Genomic DNA, 16,978 nt, shown 5'->3' with positions numbered 1-16,978 from the left:
ATCGGCCGGGCGCGGCACGGCTCCAGATTGTGCGCGTAACCCGTGAAACCGCTGTTCCGCGCGTTTCGCGCATTCTGTGCACGGCCTGGCCGGCCGTCCGTCGGGTTACTGTCGGCCGGGTGAGGATGGTCGAATCGCCGGGTGGTGGACGGGCCGGCCGGGGCCGGTTCGGCAGGGTGCGGCTGCGCACCCAGGTGCTGCTGTTGCAGTGCGCGGTGGTCGCGGTCACGCTCGCCGCCGCGTTCGCCGCCTTCGCCTACTCCAACGAGCACCGGCTCGACCGCGAGTACCAGCACCGCGCGCTGGCGGTGGCGCGGACGGTGGCCTCCGAGCCGTCGGTGCGCGGCGGTGCCGCCGCGTACTCCGCGGCCAACGACCGGCCGGGCGGCGGCGCGGCGCACACCGCGCGGGCCACGCTGGCCGCCGGTCCGGTGCAGGACGTGGCCGAGGCGGTGCGGGTCAGGACGGGGTTCCTGTTCGTCGTCGTCACGGACGACCGGGGCATCCGGCTGGCCCACCCCGAGCGGGCGCAGCTCGGCCGGGAGGTGAGCACCGATCCGTCCTCCGCGCTCTCCGGGCACGAGGTGCTGGCCCGGCACCGGGCCCACCTCGGCGACGAGGTGGTCGCGAAGGTGCCCGTGTACGCGCCGGGCTCGACGACGAGGGTGGTCGGCGAGGCGAACGCGGGGCTCGCGGTGTCCGCCGTGCGGGCGCAGTTCCTGCGCGTCCTGCTGGGCGGCCTGGGCTGGCTGACGGTCGCCCTGCTGCTCGGTGTCGCCGCGTCCGCGCTGCTGGCCCGCCGGTGGAAGCGGCTCACCCTCGGCCTGGAGCCGGAGGAACTGGCCGGACTGGTCCAGGAGCAGGAGGCGGTGCTGCACGGCATCGGCGAGGGGGTCCTCGCGCTGGACACCGGGGGGCGGGTCGCGGTGGTCAACGACGAGGCGCGCCGGCTGCTCGCGCCCGGCATCGCCCCCGGTACGCATCTGGACGACCTGGGGCTGACCCCACGGGTCGCCGAGGCGGTGCGCAGCCCCGCGTTGGGGCCGGTGATGGCGGCCGTCGGCGAGCGGGTGCTGGTGCTGTCCTGCCGCCGGGTGCGCCGGGACGGGCGCGAGCTGGGCACGCTGCTGACGGTCAAGGACCGCACCGACGTGGAGTCCCTGACCCGTCAGCTCGACGCGGTGCAGGCGATGGGCTCGGCGCTGCGGGCGCAGCGGCACGAGTTCGCCAACCGGCTGCACGTGGTCTCCGCGCTGGCCCGCGGCGGGCACCTCGCGGAGACCACCGAGTACATCGACACGATCCTCGGCACGGGCGGGCTGGGCGAGGCCCTGCCGGGCCTCGACGCGGTCCGCGACTCGTATCTGCGCGCCTTCCTGTCGGCGAAGGCCGCGCAGGCGCGGGAGAGCGGGGTGACCCTGGTGATCGGGGGCGGCACCTGGGTCGAGGGCACCCTGGCCGCTCCCGTCGACGTCACCACCGTGTGCGGCAACCTCGTCGACAACGCGATCGACGCCGCCCGCCACGGGCGGCGCACGGCGGCCCTGGTCGAGGTGGAACTGATGACGGAGGACACCACCCTGCTCATCACCGTCGCCGACACGGGCGACGGCGTCGCCCTCTCCCCACCGGAGGACGCCTTCCGCGAGGGCGTTTCCACCAAGGACCACACCCCGTTCCCCGGCGGGCGGGGCATCGGCCTGGCCCTGTCCCGCCAGATCGCCCGGGCGCGGGGCGGAGAGATCCACCTCGCGGAGCCGGGCAGCCCACCGGGCGACACGCCGACCGCACCCGGAACGCCACAGCCGAACGCCCAGTCGGCCGCCCGGCCGAACGGAACACGCACCAGGCAACCGGCCGCACAGCCGCACGCCCCTGCCGCCGGACAGCCGGCCGGCCCCCCGGCAGCACGGCCGGCCGGGCCTCCGGCGGGACAGCCGAGCGACCTCCCAGGCGAGGCCCCCGCCGGGCAACCGGCCGCACAGCCGCACGTCCCTCCCGCCGAACAGCCGGACGGCTCCCCAGCGGCACGGCCGGCCGGGCCCCCGGCAGCACAGCCGGACGGGCTCCCGGCGGGACAGCCGAGCGGCCCCCCGGCCGAGACCCCCGCCGGGCAACCGGCCGCACAGCCGCACGTCCCCGCCGCCGGACAGCCGGACGGCCCCCCGGCGGCACGGCCGGACGGTCCCCCGGCAGCACAGCAGGCCGGGCCTCCGACGGGACAGCCGAGCGGCCCCCCGGTGGGACGACCGGGCGTGCCGCCGCCGGCACAGTCGGACGGCGCCCCGGAGGCGGCCGGGGGCGGCGCCGCGCCTCCCGCGGAGGCCGTCGTCCGCGGCGGGGCCGTGTTCGTCGCCCGGTTGCCCGGGGTCATGGAGGTGCGTTCGTGAGTGACCGTTCGGCGTTCAGCGTGCTCGTCGTCGACGACGACTTCCGTGTCGCCGGTGTGCACGCGAGCCTCGTCGCGGGCGTGCCCGGCTTCGTCGTGGCCGGTACGGCGCACACCGCCGCCGCGGCGAGGGAGGCCGCGGCGCCCGTCGACCTCGCGCTGGTCGACGTCTATCTGCCCGACGGCTCCGGTCTGGACCTGCTGCGCGACCTGAACTGCGACACGTTCGTGCTCAGCGCGGCCGCCGAGGGCCCGGCGGTGCGCCGCGCGCTGTCGGCGGGGGCGCTGGCGTACCTCGTCAAACCGTTCCCGCCGGAACTGCTCGCGGAGAAGCTGCGCGGCTACGCCCGCTTCCGGCGGCTGACGGAGGCCGAGTCCCTGGACCAGGACGCCGTCGAGAGCGCGTACGCCGCCCTGCGGGAGACCGCGCCCCGCCGCCCCACCGTGCGCACGGTGACGGGCGACGCGGTCCTCGCGGCCGTACGCGACTCCCCCACCCCGCTCTCCGCGGGCCAGGTCGGCGAACTGATCGGCGTCTCCCGCGCCACCGCCCAGCGCTACCTCGCCTCCCTCGTCTCCGCGCACCTGCTCCGCATGAGCCTGCGCTACGGGACGACGGGGCGGCCGGAACAGGAGTACCGGGTGCCGTGACGCCCGTACGCCCGGTGCGAAGGACCCCCGGAGCCCCGCACCCGCTCTCCCACCCCGGCGACACCCCGCACGCCGACGACGACGGCATCGCGCTCCTCCCCCGACCGCACCCGAGGCGCGGGCGGGGCGGCCGCGCCTCCCGCGGCGGTACGGACTGCCGAGCCGGCCCTGGACCGGCCCTGCGGCCGACGGGCCGGCCGCAGGGCCGTTCATCCCCAGTGCTCCCCCTCGTAGCGCACGAGGTCGTCGCCGTGGAGCTGCTTGGTGCCGTTGCCGACCCGGACAGGGTCTCGAACGCCTCCCGCACGGCCTTGGCGATGAGCTGGCGCCGCCGCTCCAGGAAGGTGGAGTAGTCGAGCTGTTCCCAGCCGACCGGGAGCGCGTGCCGGCCAACCTGCCGCTGGAGCACCTCCGGGTCCATCGCGTCCGTGATGCGCGGCCAGTAGTCGTGCGGCGCGTCGGTCTGGGACTGCTCGCCCGCCGGCCACGTCACGTAGGCCATGTTGGCGATGGCGTTGACCTGACGCCGGTCGGTGACGCCCAGCGCGGCAAGCGTCTTGCGGGGGAACAGGTTGTACCGGTCGACGGTCCTGGCGGGTTTGGCCGAGGGGCTTCACCGGCGACTACTGGGACATCTCCCTGCCGAACCGGCTGGACACGGTTCGCCGCGATGATCCGGTCGAGTTCCGCGGTGAAGGCCCGACACCCGGCCCCGGAGCGTATGGATCGCCGTCGTCATCGCGGCGCCGGTCGGGGTGGGAACGGGTACGGTCGGCCCCCGGGCCCGACGCCCGGTTGTTCCCGGCCCGGCTCGACGGCGTGCCTTCCCGGCCCGTCCCAACGGCGCCCGTCCCAACGGCGCCCGTCTCAACGGCGCCCGTCTCAACGGCGTGCAGGGAGCGTGATGCCGTAGGTCCTCATCTTGCGGTAGATCGTCGTACGGGAGATGCCGAGCCGCCGGGCCGCGAGCAGTTTGTTGCCGTCCGCCTCCAGCAGGGCCTGGACCAGGGTGTCGCGCTCGGACGCCTCCCAGGCGCTCAGGGCCCGGCCGCCCGTGCTGTGCAGGGAGGGCGGCAGGTCGTGGAGCTCGATCCGGGACGTACGGCGGCCCGCGGCGGCCTTGCTCAGAACGAGGCCCAGTTGACGGACGTTGCCGGGCCAGTCGTGCCGGCGCAGTAGCGGCAGGACCTCCGGGGCGCATTCCACGCCCGCGCCGACACGTCGCAGCAGACAGTCGATCAGGGCCGGAAGGTCCGTGAGACGGTGCCGCAGGGCGGGTACCGCCGCCGCTTCGAGGAAGCAGCGCCTCAGCGACTCCGGTACGCCCGGTGCGCCGTGGAGCGTGCCCACGACCCAGGTGCCCTGTGCCGCCGCGGCGTCCAGCGCCCGGGCGACGGCGGGCGCCTGCTCGGGGGCCACCGCGTCGACGTTGCGCAGGACCAGGGCGCGGCCCGGTCCGGCGGGCGCCGCGCGCAGGGCGGCCGACAGGTCGTCCCCGGCCCCGAGATCGTCCCCGGCCCCGACCGCCCCGGGATCCGCGGCGTCCACGACAACGGGTGCCGAGGCCGCCCCGGTCAGCGCGTGCGCGGCACGGACCAGCGCGGACTTCCCCGTCCCGGTCTCGCCGTGGAGCAGGAGCGGCGTCCGTTCGCGCGCGCAGCGCGACACCGTACGGGAGACGGCGTTCCACGCCGGGTCCGTGCCGGCCAGGCCCGGCAGCGGCCACGGCCGGGTCGCGTCCCGCTCCTCGCGGGAGCGGGGGCCGGCCCCGGCACGGTCCTGGGCCAAGGGGCGGTCCGTGAAGGCCAGTTCCAGCAGGTATCCGGCCGCGCCGGCGGAGCTGTCGACCCGGCGGCAGCGCATCATGACGCTCGCCCCGCCGGTCAGCCGCACCTGCCTCCGGGTGCGGGGCGCGTGCCCGAACTCGGCGGCGGCCTCGTGCAGCAGCCGGTGGTCGTCGCCGGTGAGCCTCGCCGAGGCGGCGGTGTTGGCGAGCACGAGGTCCTGGCCGAGACAGAGCACCGGCCGGTCACCGTAGTGGGTGACCTGCTGGAACGCCTCGAGCAGGGCGCGCTGGTGGGCGCTGCTGAACTCGTACATCACGCGCTCGATGTCGTCGACGGCTTCCTGGACCAGGGCTGCCATGAGGGGGCGCGCCGGACCGTTCCAGCAGGTCAGGTTCATGGCCCCCTCGACCCGTCCGGTGACCGGGTTGCGGATCGGTGCGGCCGCGCAGGAGACGCCCTGCAAGCGTTCGTTGAAGTGCTCGGTGCCCAGCACCACATTGGGCCGGCGCTCCTCCAGCGCGACTCCGATGCCGTTCGTGCCGACGAACTGCTCGGCGTAGTTGAAGCCGGGCGCCAGATGGACGCGGTCCAGGTGTGCCGAGAGGCGCTCCTCCCCGACCCGGCGGTCGCGCACCCAGCCGTTGCGGTCCGTGACGATCACACAGGCGTCCGAACCCGTCAGTGCCTGTTCCAGCCGGTCCAGGACCGGCGTGGCGGCGCGTACCAGGCGGCTCTCCCGGTCGTAGTCCGGCTGGTAGGGAACGACCACCTCGTCCGTGCCGATCCCCAGGTACTTGGAACGCTGCCAGGAGTTGAGGATGCCCTCGGGCACGATCTCCGCAGGCAGCTCGGCGTTCTCCAGGAACCTCAGGCGTGCTCGCGCGATGGTCCGGTCGCGCGCTGTGCTGTCGCTGAGCATGGCGCCTCCGATGAGCGTGTTTCCGCCATATTACGAACGCGTTTGCACCTGTCAACGGGTGGTTCGGCAGGGCTTTTCCGGCTGTGGGCCATGTCCTGATCAGAGGGCGGCGCGGGTGTGTTCCACATTGAAAAACTCGACGGCGCTCCCCGCCCGCACTCTGTTGAGCAGTCCCGCACGAGGGTGCGGACGCTCACCGTCGAGCACAGGAGAGAGACCTATGACTTCCGCCGACAGCACCACCCGTATCGCCGTCGTCACCGGAGCGGCCCGGGGTATCGGCCGCGGCATCGCGGAGCGGCTGGCCGAGGACGGACTTGACGTGGTCGTCGCCGATCTCCCCGGCATGGGCGAGGAGTTGAGCGCGGTGGCGGCCGGCATCGAGAAGACGGGCCGCCGGGCCCTGGCCGTGCACGCCGACGTGACGAGCAAGGAGGAGACCGACGCGCTCGTCGAAGAGGCGGCGGGCCGCTTCGGCCGGATCGACGTCTACGTGGCCAACGCCGGCATCGCCCGGGTGACCCCGCTGCTGGACACCGGTATCGACGAGTTCGAGCAGGTCATGGCGGTGAACCTGCGGGGTGTCTTCCTCTCCTACCAGGCCGCCGCACGGCAGATGATCGCCCAGGGCGGCGGCGGCAAGATCATCGGCGCCGCCTCGATCGTCGCGTACCGCCCCTTCGCGCTGCTCGGCACCTACTCGGCGTCGAAGTGGGGCGTGCGCGGGCTGACCCAGGCCGCGGCGATGGAGTGGGCGCGGTACGGCATCACCGTCAACGCGTACTGCCCGGGCATCGTCGGCACCGACATGTGGGACCTGATCGACGAGCGGCTGGCCGAGGAGGCCGGTATCGGGAAGGGCCAGGCCATCGCGAAGCACGCCGAGGCGATCGCGCTCGGCCGGGTCGAGGAGCCCGCGGACGTCGCGTCCTTCGTCTCCTACCTGGCCTCGCGGGACTCGGACTACATGACCGGCCAGTCGGTCATGATCGACGGCGGCATCCAGTTCTCCTGACCCGTTCCCCCGGCTCCGGGCGTCGCGTGCCACTCGGCCGGCGCGCGGGCGCCCACCACCGTGCACCGAGGAGAGACAGATGTATTCCAAGGACGGCGAGAACTACTTCATCGTGGACGCGCACGTCGCGCTCTGGGACGCACGCCCGGAGAACCAGCGCAACATCCACGGCAAGCAGTTCATCGACTGCTTCTACGACTACCACCGCAACCTGGGCCCGGAATCGGAGCACTGGCCGTACGAGGAGTTCCTGTACCAGGGCGGCGAGCGGCTGATGAAGGACCTGTTCACCGACGGGTACGTCGACCACGCGATCTTCCAGCCGGCCCGGCTGGGCGCCTTCTACAACAACGGTTTCGGGCAGGCCGAGGAGGCCTTCGCGCTCACCCGCGAGCACCCCGGCAAGCTCACCTACAACCACTACTTCGACCCGCGCTTCGAGGAGGCGGGCCTGAAGCAGCTGCGCGAGGACGCCGCCCGCTTCGGCCTGAAGGGCGTCAAGCTCTACACCGCCGAGTGGAAGGGCGACTCCCGCGGCTACAAGCTCAGCGACCCGTGGACCTACCGCTACCTGGAGGCCTGCCGGGAGCTGGGCATCAGGAACATCCACATCCACAAGGGCCCCACCATCCGCCCCCTGGACCGGGACGCCTTCGACGTGGCGGACGTCGACGCGGCCGCCAGCGACTTCACCGACCTCAACTTCGTGGTCGAACACTGCGGCCTGCCCCGGCTGGAGGACTTCTGCTGGATCGCCACCCAGGAACCCAACGTGCACGCGGGGCTCGCCGTCGCGATCCCGTTCATGCACACCCGGCCCCGCTACTTCGCCCAGATCATCGGCGAACTGCTGTACTGGCTGGACGAGGACCGCATCCAGTTCTCCAGCGACTACGCGCTGTGGACGCCGAAGTGGCTGATCGAGCAGTTCGTCGACTTCGAGATCCCCGAGGACATGACGGCCGAGTACCCGCAGCTCACCGTCGCCCAGAAGAAGAAGATCCTCGGTCTCAACGCGGCCGCCATGTACGACATCCCGGTCCCGGCCGGGCTGGGCGTCGACGAACCGGCGGCGGCCTGACATGCGGGCGACGCAACTCGCGGCGGCGGCGCGCGCCGCGCTCGACACCGTGTACGACCCGGAGCTGGACGAGCCCATCACCGACCTCGGCTTCGTCCGCTCGCTGACCGCCGAGGACGGTCGCATCACCGTGCACCTGCGGCTGCCGACCTCGTTCTGCTCGCCGAACTTCGCCTACCTCATGGCCTCCGACGCCAAGGACGCGCTGAGCGCGCTGCCCGGCGCGCGTGAGGTCACGGTCCTGCTCGACGACCACCACGACTCCGACCTGATCAACCGGGGCCTGGCCGCCGACGCCGGTTACCGCGGCACCTTCGGAAACGAGGCGGAGCAGGACCTGGAGGAGCTGCGGAGCGTCTTCCGGCGCAAGGCGCACACCGCCGCGATGGAGCGGGCGCTCACCGCACTGCTGCGCGCGCGGCCCGGCCTGTCCGAGGAACGGCTCGGCGACGTCGTCCTCGGCGACCTGCCCGACACCGCCGCCACCCGGGCGCTGCTGCGCCGCCGTGCCGCCCTCGGGCTCGGCACGGCCTCCACCGACCCGGCCCTCGTGGACGACGGGGGCCGGCCCTTCCCGCCCGGGGAGATTCCGCTCCGTCTGCGGTTCGCCCGCTCCGTGCGCATCTCGATCGACGGCAACGCGCACTTCTGCCGGGGCCTGCTGCGCACCCGGTATCCGCGGTCCGCGGCCGACCAGTCTCCCCGCGCGCCGGAATTCCCCGCGGCGGAGGAATTTCCCGCGGCGGGGGAATTCCCCGCGGTGGGGGAACCCGTGCGGGCCCGAGAATCCGTGCAGGCCCGGGAACCCGTACGGGCCGGGGACCTCTTCCACCTCACCGCTCCACCGAAGGAGAACGTCTCGTGAAAGCAGTCCAGGTGGTGGGCTACGGCAAGAACCTCGAAATGGCCGAGGTCCCGGTTCCGGAGGTCACCGGCCCGTACGACGTGATCGTCAGGATCGGCGGTGCCGGCGTGTGCCGTACCGACATCCACATCCTGGAGGGCCAGTGGGCCCAGAAGTCCGGGGTGGAGCTGCCCTACACGATCGGCCACGAGAACGCCGGCTGGGTCCACGCGGTCGGCAGCGCGGTCACCAACGTGGGCGAGGGCGACAAGGTCATCGTGCATCCGCTGGTCACCTGCGGGCTGTGCCGGGCGTGCCGGGCCGGTGACGACGTGCACTGCGAGAACAGCCTCTTCCCCGGTATCGACACGGCCGGCGGTTATGCCGAGTACCTGAAGACGTCCGCGCGCAGTGTCGTGCGGCTCGACGACTCCCTCGAACCGGCGGATGTCGCGGCCCTCGCCGACGCCGGCCTCACGGCGTACCACGCGGCGGCCAAGGCCGCCCGGAAGCTGCGGCCGGGCGACCGCTGCGTGGTGATCGGGGCGGGCGGCCTCGGGCACATCGGGGTGCAGGTGCTGGGGGCCCTCACCGCCGCCGAGATCGTCGTCGTCGACCGCAACCCCGACGCGGTCGACCTGGCCGTCTCCGTCGGAGCCGACCACGGTGTCCTCGCCGACGGCGGCCAGGTGGACCGGGTGCGCGAGCTGACCGGCGGGCACGGGGCGGAGGCGGTGATCGACTTCGTCGGTGAGGGCGGCTCCACCAGGGACGGCGTCGGCATGCTCCGCCAGGCCGGCGACTACCACGTGGTCGGTTACGGCGAGAACATCGACGTCCCAACCATCGACATCATCTCCGCCGAGATCAACTTCGTCGGCAACCTCGTCGGTTCCTACAACGACCTGTGCGAGCTGATGGTCCTCGCCGCGCGGGGCCGCGTACACCTGCACACCGCGAAATACCCTCTCGACCGTTTCCAGGACGCCCTGGACGACCTCGGAAGCGGCCGGATCCGGGGCCGCGCGATCCTCACCCCGTAACCCGCACCCGAACAACGAACAAGGAAGCAGCCCGTTGATTTTCATCACCGCGAAGTTCCGTGTCCTCCCCGAGCACGCCGACCGATGGCCCCAGGTGGTGGAGGAGTTCACCCGCGCCACGCGCGCCGAGCCGGGATGCCTGTGGTTCGACTGGTCCCGCAGCACCGAGGACCCGGCGGAATACGTCCTGGTGGAAGCCTTCCGGGACGACGAGGCCGGTGCGGCTCACGTGGGCTCGGCGCATTTCGAGGCGGCACGGCGGACTCTGCCGCCCCACCTCGCGGCGACTCCCAGGATCGTCAACGCCAACGTGCCCCAGGACGACTGGTCGCTGCTCGGCGAGATGGCGGTCGGCGAAGACTGACGCGGGGCACGGCGTCACGGCGTCGGGCGTCGCGGCGGGGGCCGAAGCCGGCGGTGCGGGCTTCGGCCCCCCTCGCGACGTCCGGCACACGGGCAGGGCCGCCGATCGCGGACGGCAGCGCGGATGTGAGACTGGGCGGGTACCCACGGCCGTTGCCCGCGGATGCGGGGAGGGGGGAACCGACCCCGGCAATCCGGTCGTCGCACCCACCGGGAGGGGAACCGCACGATGACGGACGACGACCCGGTGCTCGGCGACCCCGTGGGCCGTTCGCTCGACGGGCCGCACGCGCACCTCGCCCGCCGGCGCGGCCGGGCCGCCACCTACACCCCGGACGTGGCGACCTTCTCCTCCGTGTCCGCCGACCCGGGCCCGGAGGACTGGGCCGACCTCGCCGAGCTGCTCGGCCCGGGCGCCTTCGCCGACATGTTCAACTGCCCGGCCCTCCCGCCGTCCGACTGGGAGCCGGTCTTCCGCCTCGACGGCCGCCGGCTGCTCTGGCACGGCGGCGACCACCTCGACCTCCCCGACCCGGCCCCCGGCACCGACGTGGTCGAACTGGGCCCGGAGAGCGTCCCCGAGATGCTCGCCGTGGTCTCGCGGACCGAACCGGGCCCCTTCTGGCCCCGCACCCACGAACTCGGCACCTACCTGGGCGTCCGCGTGGACGGCACCCTGGTGGCGATGGCCGGCGAGCGCCTGCGCCCGCCGGGCTGGACGGAGATCAGCGCCGTCTGCACCGCCCCCGAGGCCCGCGGCCGCGGCCACGCCGCCCGCCTCGTCACCACGCTCGCCGCCGGCATCCTGGCCCGCGGCGACCGCCCCTTCCTGCACGTGGCCGAACGCAACACCGGCGCGATCGCACTGTACGAACGGCTCGGGTTCAAGACCCACGGCCAGGTCACCTTCCGGGGGTTCCGCACCCCCGGCGCACACTGACGGCCGGACGAGCCCGCACACTGACGGCCGGACGAGAGCGGGCGCGGCAGCCCCGACAACGAACACCGAAGGAGCACCCGCATGACGCGGACGGTCACCCCGGTTCCCACCGCCGACCTGGTCGACCGGTACGGCACCGCGCTACGCGTCTGCGACCTGCAATTCCGCCAGTTCGGCGCGCACCGCGGCTTCGCCGGCCGGGTGCGCACCGTGTCCTGCCACGAGGACAACGGCCTGCTCCGCGACCTGGTCCACGCCCCGGGCGAGGGCGCCGTCCTGGTCGTCGACGGGGGCGGTTCCCTGCGCACGGCCCTGGTCGGCGACCTTCTCGCCGGTGCCGCCCAGGACAACGGCTGGGCCGGCCTGATCCTGCACGGCGCCGTCCGCGACAGCGTCGCCCTCTCCGAACTGCGCCTCGGCATCAAGGCACTGGGGACCATCCCGCGCAAGAGCGCCAAGGCCGCCTTCGGCGCCGTCGACATCCCCGTCACCTTCGGCGGCCTCACCTTCCGCCCCGGCGACACCCTCCACGCCGACGACGACGGCATCGTCCTCCTTCCCGACCACGCCTGACGGCAGGACCGCGCGGCCCGCGCCGCCCCCCGGCTCAGGGAGCCGCCGCGCACTCGGCCCAGACCGTCTTGCCGGGTCCGGGACGGTCGCACACCCCCCAGGTGACGGCGACCGCCTCGACGAGCAGCAGGCCGCGGCCCCCGTCCTCGTCGGGGGCGGGGGCCTTGCGCGCCGGCAGGGCGGGGTGGGTGTCGGCGACCTCGATCCGGAGGACGCCCCGGCTCTCGTCGTGGAACAGGGACAGGGCGAAGTCCCGCCCCGGGACCCGCCCGTGGAGGACCGCGTTCGCGGCGAGTTCGGCGACGACCAGGACGACGGTGTCGTGCGTCCCGGTACCGCGCGGGTGACCCCACTCGGTGAGCTGGTGCGCGGCGAGCAGCCGGGCCAGGCGAGCACCCCGCCGGGTGGCGGAGAAGCGCTGGCTGAAGGTACGCAGGGGGGTGGCGCTCTGGGCGTGAGGGATCGGCATGCGGCCCACCCTGTCGGGACGCACACGCCGGTCAGCAGGTCCGGAGCCGATACAGATCGGGTTGTACTGGTCGCCCCACTGGACTGGGACGGTCGCTGTACGTGACGATACGCGTGCCGAGCGTGGCGCAGCGCGGACGGCAGACGGTACGGCAGGCGTCCGGGCCCGGCACACGTACGGCCCGGCGGCACAGGGGAAGGCGGCTGCGATGGCGACGGGCAACGGCGGCGGTACGGGCGGCAACGCCGGGCAGAACGGGGTCGGCGGGGGCGGCAGTTGCGAGCCGGAGCTCTCCGACAGTCTGAGGACGTTCGGCGCGGTCCTCAAGGTCCTGCGGGAGGAAGCCCGCCTGACCCAGGAGCAGTTCGCGCCGCTGGTGCGGTACTCCGTCGCGTACATCGCCAAGATCGAACAGGGCAAACGGTTCCCGCCGCGGGACCTGCTGGACCGGTCGGAGGAGGTACTGGGGGCGGTCGCGGGGCGGGTACTGGGAGCGGCGGCGAAGAGCCTGACGCGGAAGGCGGGGCTGGCGTCCTGGTTCCGGCAGTGGGCGGGGATCGAGGAGGAGGCGATCTCGCTGTGCGCGTACGAAAGCCGAGTAGTGCCGGGCCTGTTGCAACCTGAGCCCTACATTCGAGTCCTCTTCGACCGGTACCTTCCACCGCTCACCGAGGAGCAGTCCGAACGGCAAGTGACAGCACGGTTGGCCAGACAGCAACTACTCGTCGAGCGCCCCAACACGACGTTCAGCTTCGTCTTCGAGCAGGCACTGCTGGAGCGCCGTATGGGAGGTGCCGCCGTGACGAGGGCTCTACTTGATCACCTGATCGCGGTCGGCCAGTACCGCAACGTGGAACTCCAGGTCATGCCCCTGCTCCAGGAGGAACACTCCGGCTTCGAGGGCGAGATGTATCTGGCCGAGACCGCCGATCACCGATGGGTCGGCTACGTTGAGGGTCACGGCACAAGCATGCTCCTCAGTGACCCCAAATCGGCAAGTCACATGCTCCAGCGCTATGGGAAGATGCGGGCGCAGGCTCTGAGCCATCAATCCACGGTGAGCCTGCTGGAGCAGATGCGAGGAGCCCTATGAACACCAGCGAGCCGACCTGGTTCAAGAGCAGCTACAGCGGCGGCGGCGGCGACAACTGCATCGAGGTCGCCGTACGCACCGAGGCCGTTCTCGTCCGGGACTCGAAGGACACGGACAGGCCCGCGCTGGCCGTGTCCCGCGACGCCTGGTCGGCGTTCACGACGTCGGCGGCGGACTCGCGCGTCTGAACTACCGGTGGGGCGGCGCGCGTTGCTGCCCCACCGCAGCCCGTGACGTTCGGGCGCGGCGTTTCGGCCACCCCCGCCCCGCTCCGTGCCCCAGGGCCCGCAAGGGTCGATGCACCCCGCAGCTTCCGACGCGCGCGCGACCGCGGGGTCGGCGACACGGCCGAAACACATGTGTTCGAAAGCCTCTTCGGCTCGTTGAACCGCTGGAGCAGCCGCACCGCCGTCAAGGGGGACACGTTGACTTCGGCCAGGACACCCGCACACGCGACTCCACACACAGCGGCGCCGCCCCCGCAGGCGCCCTCTCCCCGCTCACCGCACCGCAGGCCCGCAGCGGGAGGCGCACGGTGAAGAAGCTCTTCGGACGCGTACGGATGGCCGAGCCGGAGGTCTCCGACGCCGAGCGCGAGCTCTTCGGCGGCCCGCTGCGCTACGACATGGGCTGGTCCGAACACGAGCGTGCCGGGCTCGATCTGACGATGCTGTCGGCCCTGCGTTCCATGCCGAGGCTGGTGGGCGCGGCCCTGCGGATGGCGTGGCAGGCGGACCGCCGCGCCCTGCTCACGGTCGCCCTCAGCGAGATCGGGCAGGGGCTCGCCGCGGCGGTCGGGCTGCTCGCGGTCAACGCCGTCATGCACGCGCTGCTCGGCTCCGGAACCCCCGGGCACCGGCTGCACGCCGTCCTGCCCGGACTGCTCGTCGCCGCCGGGGCCGCCGTGGTCAACTCGGGCCTGGCGGGATGGTCCACCTCGCGGGCGGGCCGGCTGGAGCCCCTGGTGGAGCGGATCGCCACCACCCAGTACCTGGCCGCCGCCGCGTCGGTCGAGCTGGAGGCCATCAAGGACCCGGAGTTCCGGCGGCTCATCGATGTCGCCCAGTACGGTGCCACTTCCGCCCGTCGCATGATCGGTGCCTGCGTGGCCGCGCTGAACGGGACCATCTCCCTGATCTCCACCGCCGGCGTGCTGACCCTCCTCCACCCCGTCCTGCTGCCGATGCTGTTCCTGATCGCGGCCCCGCGCGGCTGGGGTGCGATGCGGGTGGCGCAGGAACGGTACGTGTCCATGTTGAGTTGGGTGGAGCACGTGCGGGCCGGCCGCCTCATCGGCAGCCTGCTCACCGAGCGCACCGCGGCCCAGGAGGTGCGCCTGCACGCCGTCGGGCCGTTCCTGCTCAGCCGCTACGAGCGGATGGCCGAGAGTGCCGAGGCGGAGCAGGAGCGCCTGGCCACCGGCAAGGCCGTCACCGAGTGGGTGGCCGCCGCGCTGTCCGGCCTCGCCATGGCGGCGACGTACGCGGCCATGTTCGCGCTGATCATGACCGGGCGCATGGGTCTGGCCGTGGCCGGGACCGCCGTCATCGCCGTCCGGTCCGGCTCGGCGAGCCTGGGGGCGCTGGTGATGAACGTCAACCAGTTGCACGAGGAGTCCCTGTACGTCCGCGACCACTCCCGGTTCCTGGACGAGGCGGCACGCCGCACGATCCCCGGTGGGGGCGATCGCGTTCCGGTGCGGGTGAAGCAGGTCGTCCTCGACCGGGTCGGCTACCGCTACCCGGACCGGGAGACCCCCGCGCTGGAGGACGTGTCCCTCGCACTGCCCATGGGCTCGGTCACCGCCGTGGTCGGCGAGAACGGTTCCGGCAAGAGCACCCTGATGAAGGTGCTGTCGGGGCTGCTGCTGCCGCAGAGCGGGACCGTGCGGTGGGGGACGCGCGACCTCGCCTCCCTGGACCGCTCCGACGTCTTCGAGCGCGTCTCGCTGCTCACCCAGGACTTCCAGCGCTGGCCCGTGACGGCCGCGTTGAACATCCGGATCGGCCGGCCCGCGAGGGCGGCCGGGCCGGAGGACCTCCGGCCGTCCGTGGAGTACGCGGGCGCCGGACCCGTCATCGCGAAGCTCCCCGACGGCCTGGGCACCCTGCTGGCCCGGGTGTTCCGCGGCGCGAGCGAGCTGTCCGGCGGCGAGTGGCAGAAGCTCGGGCTCGCCCGCACCCACTGGCGCAGCTCCACCTCGGACGCCGACGGGGTGCTCATCGTGGACGAGCCGACCTCCGCCCTCGACCCGGAGGCCGAGATCGCCGCGTTCGACCGCATCCGCCGGCTGGCCGCCCCGAACCGGGCCGTCGTCCTGGTCACCCACCGCATGTCCGGCGTCCGCCACGCCGACCGCATCCACGTCCTGCACCACGGACGGCTCGTCGAACAGGGCAGCCACGACGAACTCATGGCCGCACAGGGCCGCTACGCCGCGATGTTCGCCGCCCAGGCCGCCCAGTACGCCCCCGCACCCACGATCCCCCAACCCGCCCCCGGCCCCGGCCCCGACTCCCCCGCCGTCACCGGCCCCGTCCCGCCCACCGTCACCGATCCCGCATGACCGCCGGAAGGCGCGGCGGGCAGCCGGGCGGCGGGCAGCGGCGCGGCGGGCAGCGGGGTCTCTGATCAATAACGGTGGCGGGGCGGCCCGCTCAGCGACCCTGAACGGCGTTAAGGTGCAAAGCGTGAACAAAGGCCTCACCCGGGACGGGATCGTGACAGCGGCGCTTGACCTTCTCAACGAGGAAGGCATGGAGGGCCTGACCGTGCGTGCGCTGGCGACCCGGCTCGGCGTACGCCCGTCCGCCTTGTACTGGCACGTTCGGAACAAGCGGGAACTGCTCGACGAGATGGCCACCACCGTCATGCGCCGGGTCGGCTCCGCCTTGTCGCGGCTCGACCCGGGTGACGGCTGGCGTGATGATCTCGTGGCGTTCGCGAGTGTGCTGCGCGCGGAGTTCCTGCTCCACCGCGACGGAGCACGCATCTTCAGCGGCACGCGCATCGCCGACCCGAAGGTGGTCCAGACGAAGGAGTCCTGGTTCGTCCGCTGGACCGCCTCCGGGGTCGAACTCCCCGACGCGGACGACGCCGTCGATCTGGTGACCGCCTTCGTCGTCGGCTTCGTGATCGAGGAACAGGAACACCGCCAGTCCGCGGAGACCGACCCCACGCGCTATTCCCTCGCCGAACGCGATGCGTGGCTGGGCGGGGACGCGCCCCTGGTCAAGCGGGCCGGCCACCTCCACGACCACGGTGACCAGCGCTTCGAGCGCCACCTCGGCATCGTCCTCGACGGGCTCGCCGCCCGGCTGAAGGTCTGACACCGGCCCGCCCAGGATGCCTGTCGGCGGACGCTCTTGCCCTCGGGAGCGCCCGCTCAGCGGCGGAGAATCCCTCGACCTGAACTAAGTTCATGCTATAAAGATGACAGCACTTGAACGGCGTTAAGGAGCCCTTCGGGGCCGGAGACAGGGCTGCGTCCACGGAGGGCGCAGTGGCAGGTGACCGGAGAAACCGAGAAGAAAGCGACCGGGAGAACGCGCGCACCGGTCGGCCGACCGGCACCCCCGAAAAAAGGAGTCAGAGAATGCAATCCAGGAAACTGCGTCTCGCCCTTCCAGTCGCCGCGGCCGCCGTCATGGCCGTCGTCATACCGACCGGAACAGCACACGCCATCGACAGGCTGGAATGCGGCCCGTCCGACTATCTACAGGTCGACGTGCACTGGCAGGACCGTTCAGCGTGAAGCCGTGCGGTGCCGGCCGTCTTCGCCTCCGCGAGTGGGCCCGCACGGAACAGGCTC

The 16,978-nt window shown here is 72.8% G+C and carries 16 protein-coding genes; 14 read left to right on the top strand and 2 right to left on the bottom strand.

Features of this window, described 5'->3' with window-relative positions; translation table 11 throughout:
- Positions 1-125: 125 nt before the first annotated feature.
- Both IO29_RS14665 and IO29_RS14660 read left to right on the top strand, forming a co-directional pair.
- Entirely contained in the window at positions 126-2,390 is a 2,265-nt protein-coding gene (locus tag IO29_RS14665; RefSeq protein WP_234307641.1) for an ATP-binding protein, read from the top strand.
- The gene (locus tag IO29_RS14660) at positions 2,387-3,040 is read left to right on the top strand and encodes a response regulator (protein WP_033225586.1); all 654 of its coding nucleotides are present in this window, start codon (positions 2,387-2,389) and stop codon (positions 3,038-3,040) included. Before IO29_RS14665 ends, IO29_RS14660 begins: the two co-directional genes overlap by 4 nt.
- Before the next feature lie 882 nt (positions 3,041-3,922).
- On the opposite strand, the gene IO29_RS14655 is transcribed toward IO29_RS14660, so the two are convergent.
- The gene (locus IO29_RS14655; RefSeq protein ID WP_030382179.1) at positions 3,923-5,746 is read right to left on the bottom strand and encodes a sigma-54-dependent Fis family transcriptional regulator; all 1,824 of its coding nucleotides are present in this window, start codon (positions 5,744-5,746) and stop codon (positions 3,923-3,925) included.
- A 220-nt stretch (positions 5,747-5,966) separates the two neighbouring features.
- Between IO29_RS14655 and IO29_RS14650 the strand changes: the two genes are divergently transcribed.
- The 7 genes from IO29_RS14650 to rraA all read left to right on the top strand — a co-directional run bounded on the left by IO29_RS14650 (position 5,967) and on the right by rraA (position 11,605).
- Entirely contained in the window at positions 5,967-6,761 is a 795-nt protein-coding gene (locus tag IO29_RS14650) for an acetoin reductase (RefSeq protein WP_030382178.1), read from the top strand.
- A 79-nt stretch (positions 6,762-6,840) separates the two neighbouring features.
- Positions 6,841-7,842: an amidohydrolase family protein gene (locus tag IO29_RS14645; RefSeq protein ID WP_030382177.1), complete on the top strand. Its 1,002-nt coding sequence runs from the start codon at positions 6,841-6,843 to the stop codon at positions 7,840-7,842.
- Between the two features lies 1 nt (position 7,843).
- Positions 7,844-8,707: an iron-sulfur cluster assembly protein gene (locus IO29_RS14640; RefSeq protein WP_030382176.1), complete on the top strand. Its 864-nt coding sequence runs from the start codon at positions 7,844-7,846 to the stop codon at positions 8,705-8,707.
- Positions 8,704-9,729, top strand: a complete 1,026-nt coding sequence (locus tag IO29_RS14635; RefSeq protein ID WP_030382175.1) for an NAD(P)-dependent alcohol dehydrogenase — start codon at positions 8,704-8,706, stop codon at positions 9,727-9,729. Before IO29_RS14640 ends, IO29_RS14635 begins: the two co-directional genes overlap by 4 nt.
- Before the next feature lie 34 nt (positions 9,730-9,763).
- On the top strand, positions 9,764-10,093 hold the full coding sequence (locus IO29_RS14630) for a putative quinol monooxygenase (protein ID WP_030382174.1): 330 nt from the start codon (positions 9,764-9,766) through the stop codon (positions 10,091-10,093).
- 228 nt (positions 10,094-10,321) lie between these two features.
- On the top strand, positions 10,322-11,032 hold the full coding sequence (locus tag IO29_RS14625; RefSeq protein ID WP_030382173.1) for a GNAT family N-acetyltransferase: 711 nt from the start codon (positions 10,322-10,324) through the stop codon (positions 11,030-11,032).
- A gap of 81 nt (positions 11,033-11,113) precedes the next feature.
- Positions 11,114-11,605 (top strand): ribonuclease E activity regulator RraA, encoded by a 492-nt coding sequence (rraA, locus tag IO29_RS14620; RefSeq protein ID WP_030382172.1) that lies wholly within the window; start codon positions 11,114-11,116, stop codon positions 11,603-11,605.
- A 34-nt stretch (positions 11,606-11,639) separates the two neighbouring features.
- On the opposite strand, the gene IO29_RS14615 is transcribed toward rraA, so the two are convergent.
- Complete coding sequence (locus tag IO29_RS14615; protein WP_030382171.1) at positions 11,640-12,074, bottom strand: ATP-binding protein; 435 nt, start codon at positions 12,072-12,074, stop codon at positions 11,640-11,642.
- A gap of 208 nt (positions 12,075-12,282) precedes the next feature.
- On the opposite strand from IO29_RS14615, the gene IO29_RS14610 reads away from it, so the two are divergent.
- The 5 genes from IO29_RS14610 (at position 12,283) to IO29_RS38525 (ending at position 16,921) form a co-directional block, all read left to right on the top strand.
- Positions 12,283-13,167, top strand: a complete 885-nt coding sequence (locus IO29_RS14610) for a helix-turn-helix domain-containing protein (RefSeq protein ID WP_030382170.1) — start codon at positions 12,283-12,285, stop codon at positions 13,165-13,167.
- Positions 13,164-13,355 carry a DUF397 domain-containing protein gene (locus IO29_RS14605; protein WP_030382169.1) on the top strand — a complete coding sequence of 64 codons (192 nt, stop codon included), beginning with the start codon at positions 13,164-13,166 and terminating at the stop codon, positions 13,353-13,355. The genes IO29_RS14610 and IO29_RS14605 overlap by 4 nt, the downstream gene beginning before the upstream one ends.
- 347 nt (positions 13,356-13,702) lie before the next feature.
- Complete coding sequence (locus IO29_RS14600) at positions 13,703-15,733, top strand: ABC transporter ATP-binding protein (RefSeq protein WP_051707625.1); 2,031 nt, start codon at positions 13,703-13,705, stop codon at positions 15,731-15,733.
- A 124-nt stretch (positions 15,734-15,857) separates the two neighbouring features.
- Positions 15,858-16,496, top strand: coding sequence for a TetR/AcrR family transcriptional regulator C-terminal domain-containing protein (locus IO29_RS14595; RefSeq protein ID WP_030382167.1), 639 nt, complete (start codon positions 15,858-15,860; stop codon positions 16,494-16,496).
- Between the two features lie 266 nt (positions 16,497-16,762).
- Positions 16,763-16,921 (top strand): hypothetical protein, encoded by a 159-nt coding sequence (locus IO29_RS38525; protein ID WP_158709333.1) that lies wholly within the window; start codon positions 16,763-16,765, stop codon positions 16,919-16,921.
- The last annotated feature ends 57 nt before the right edge of the window (positions 16,922-16,978 follow it).

Origin of the sequence: Streptomyces sp. NRRL F-6676, assembly GCF_000725625.1 — a bacterium.
GTDB lineage: Bacteria > Actinomycetota > Actinomycetes > Streptomycetales > Streptomycetaceae > Streptomyces.
The sequence above is the reverse complement of the archived record's forward strand: the minus strand, read 5'-3'. Positions and strand labels throughout refer to the sequence as shown.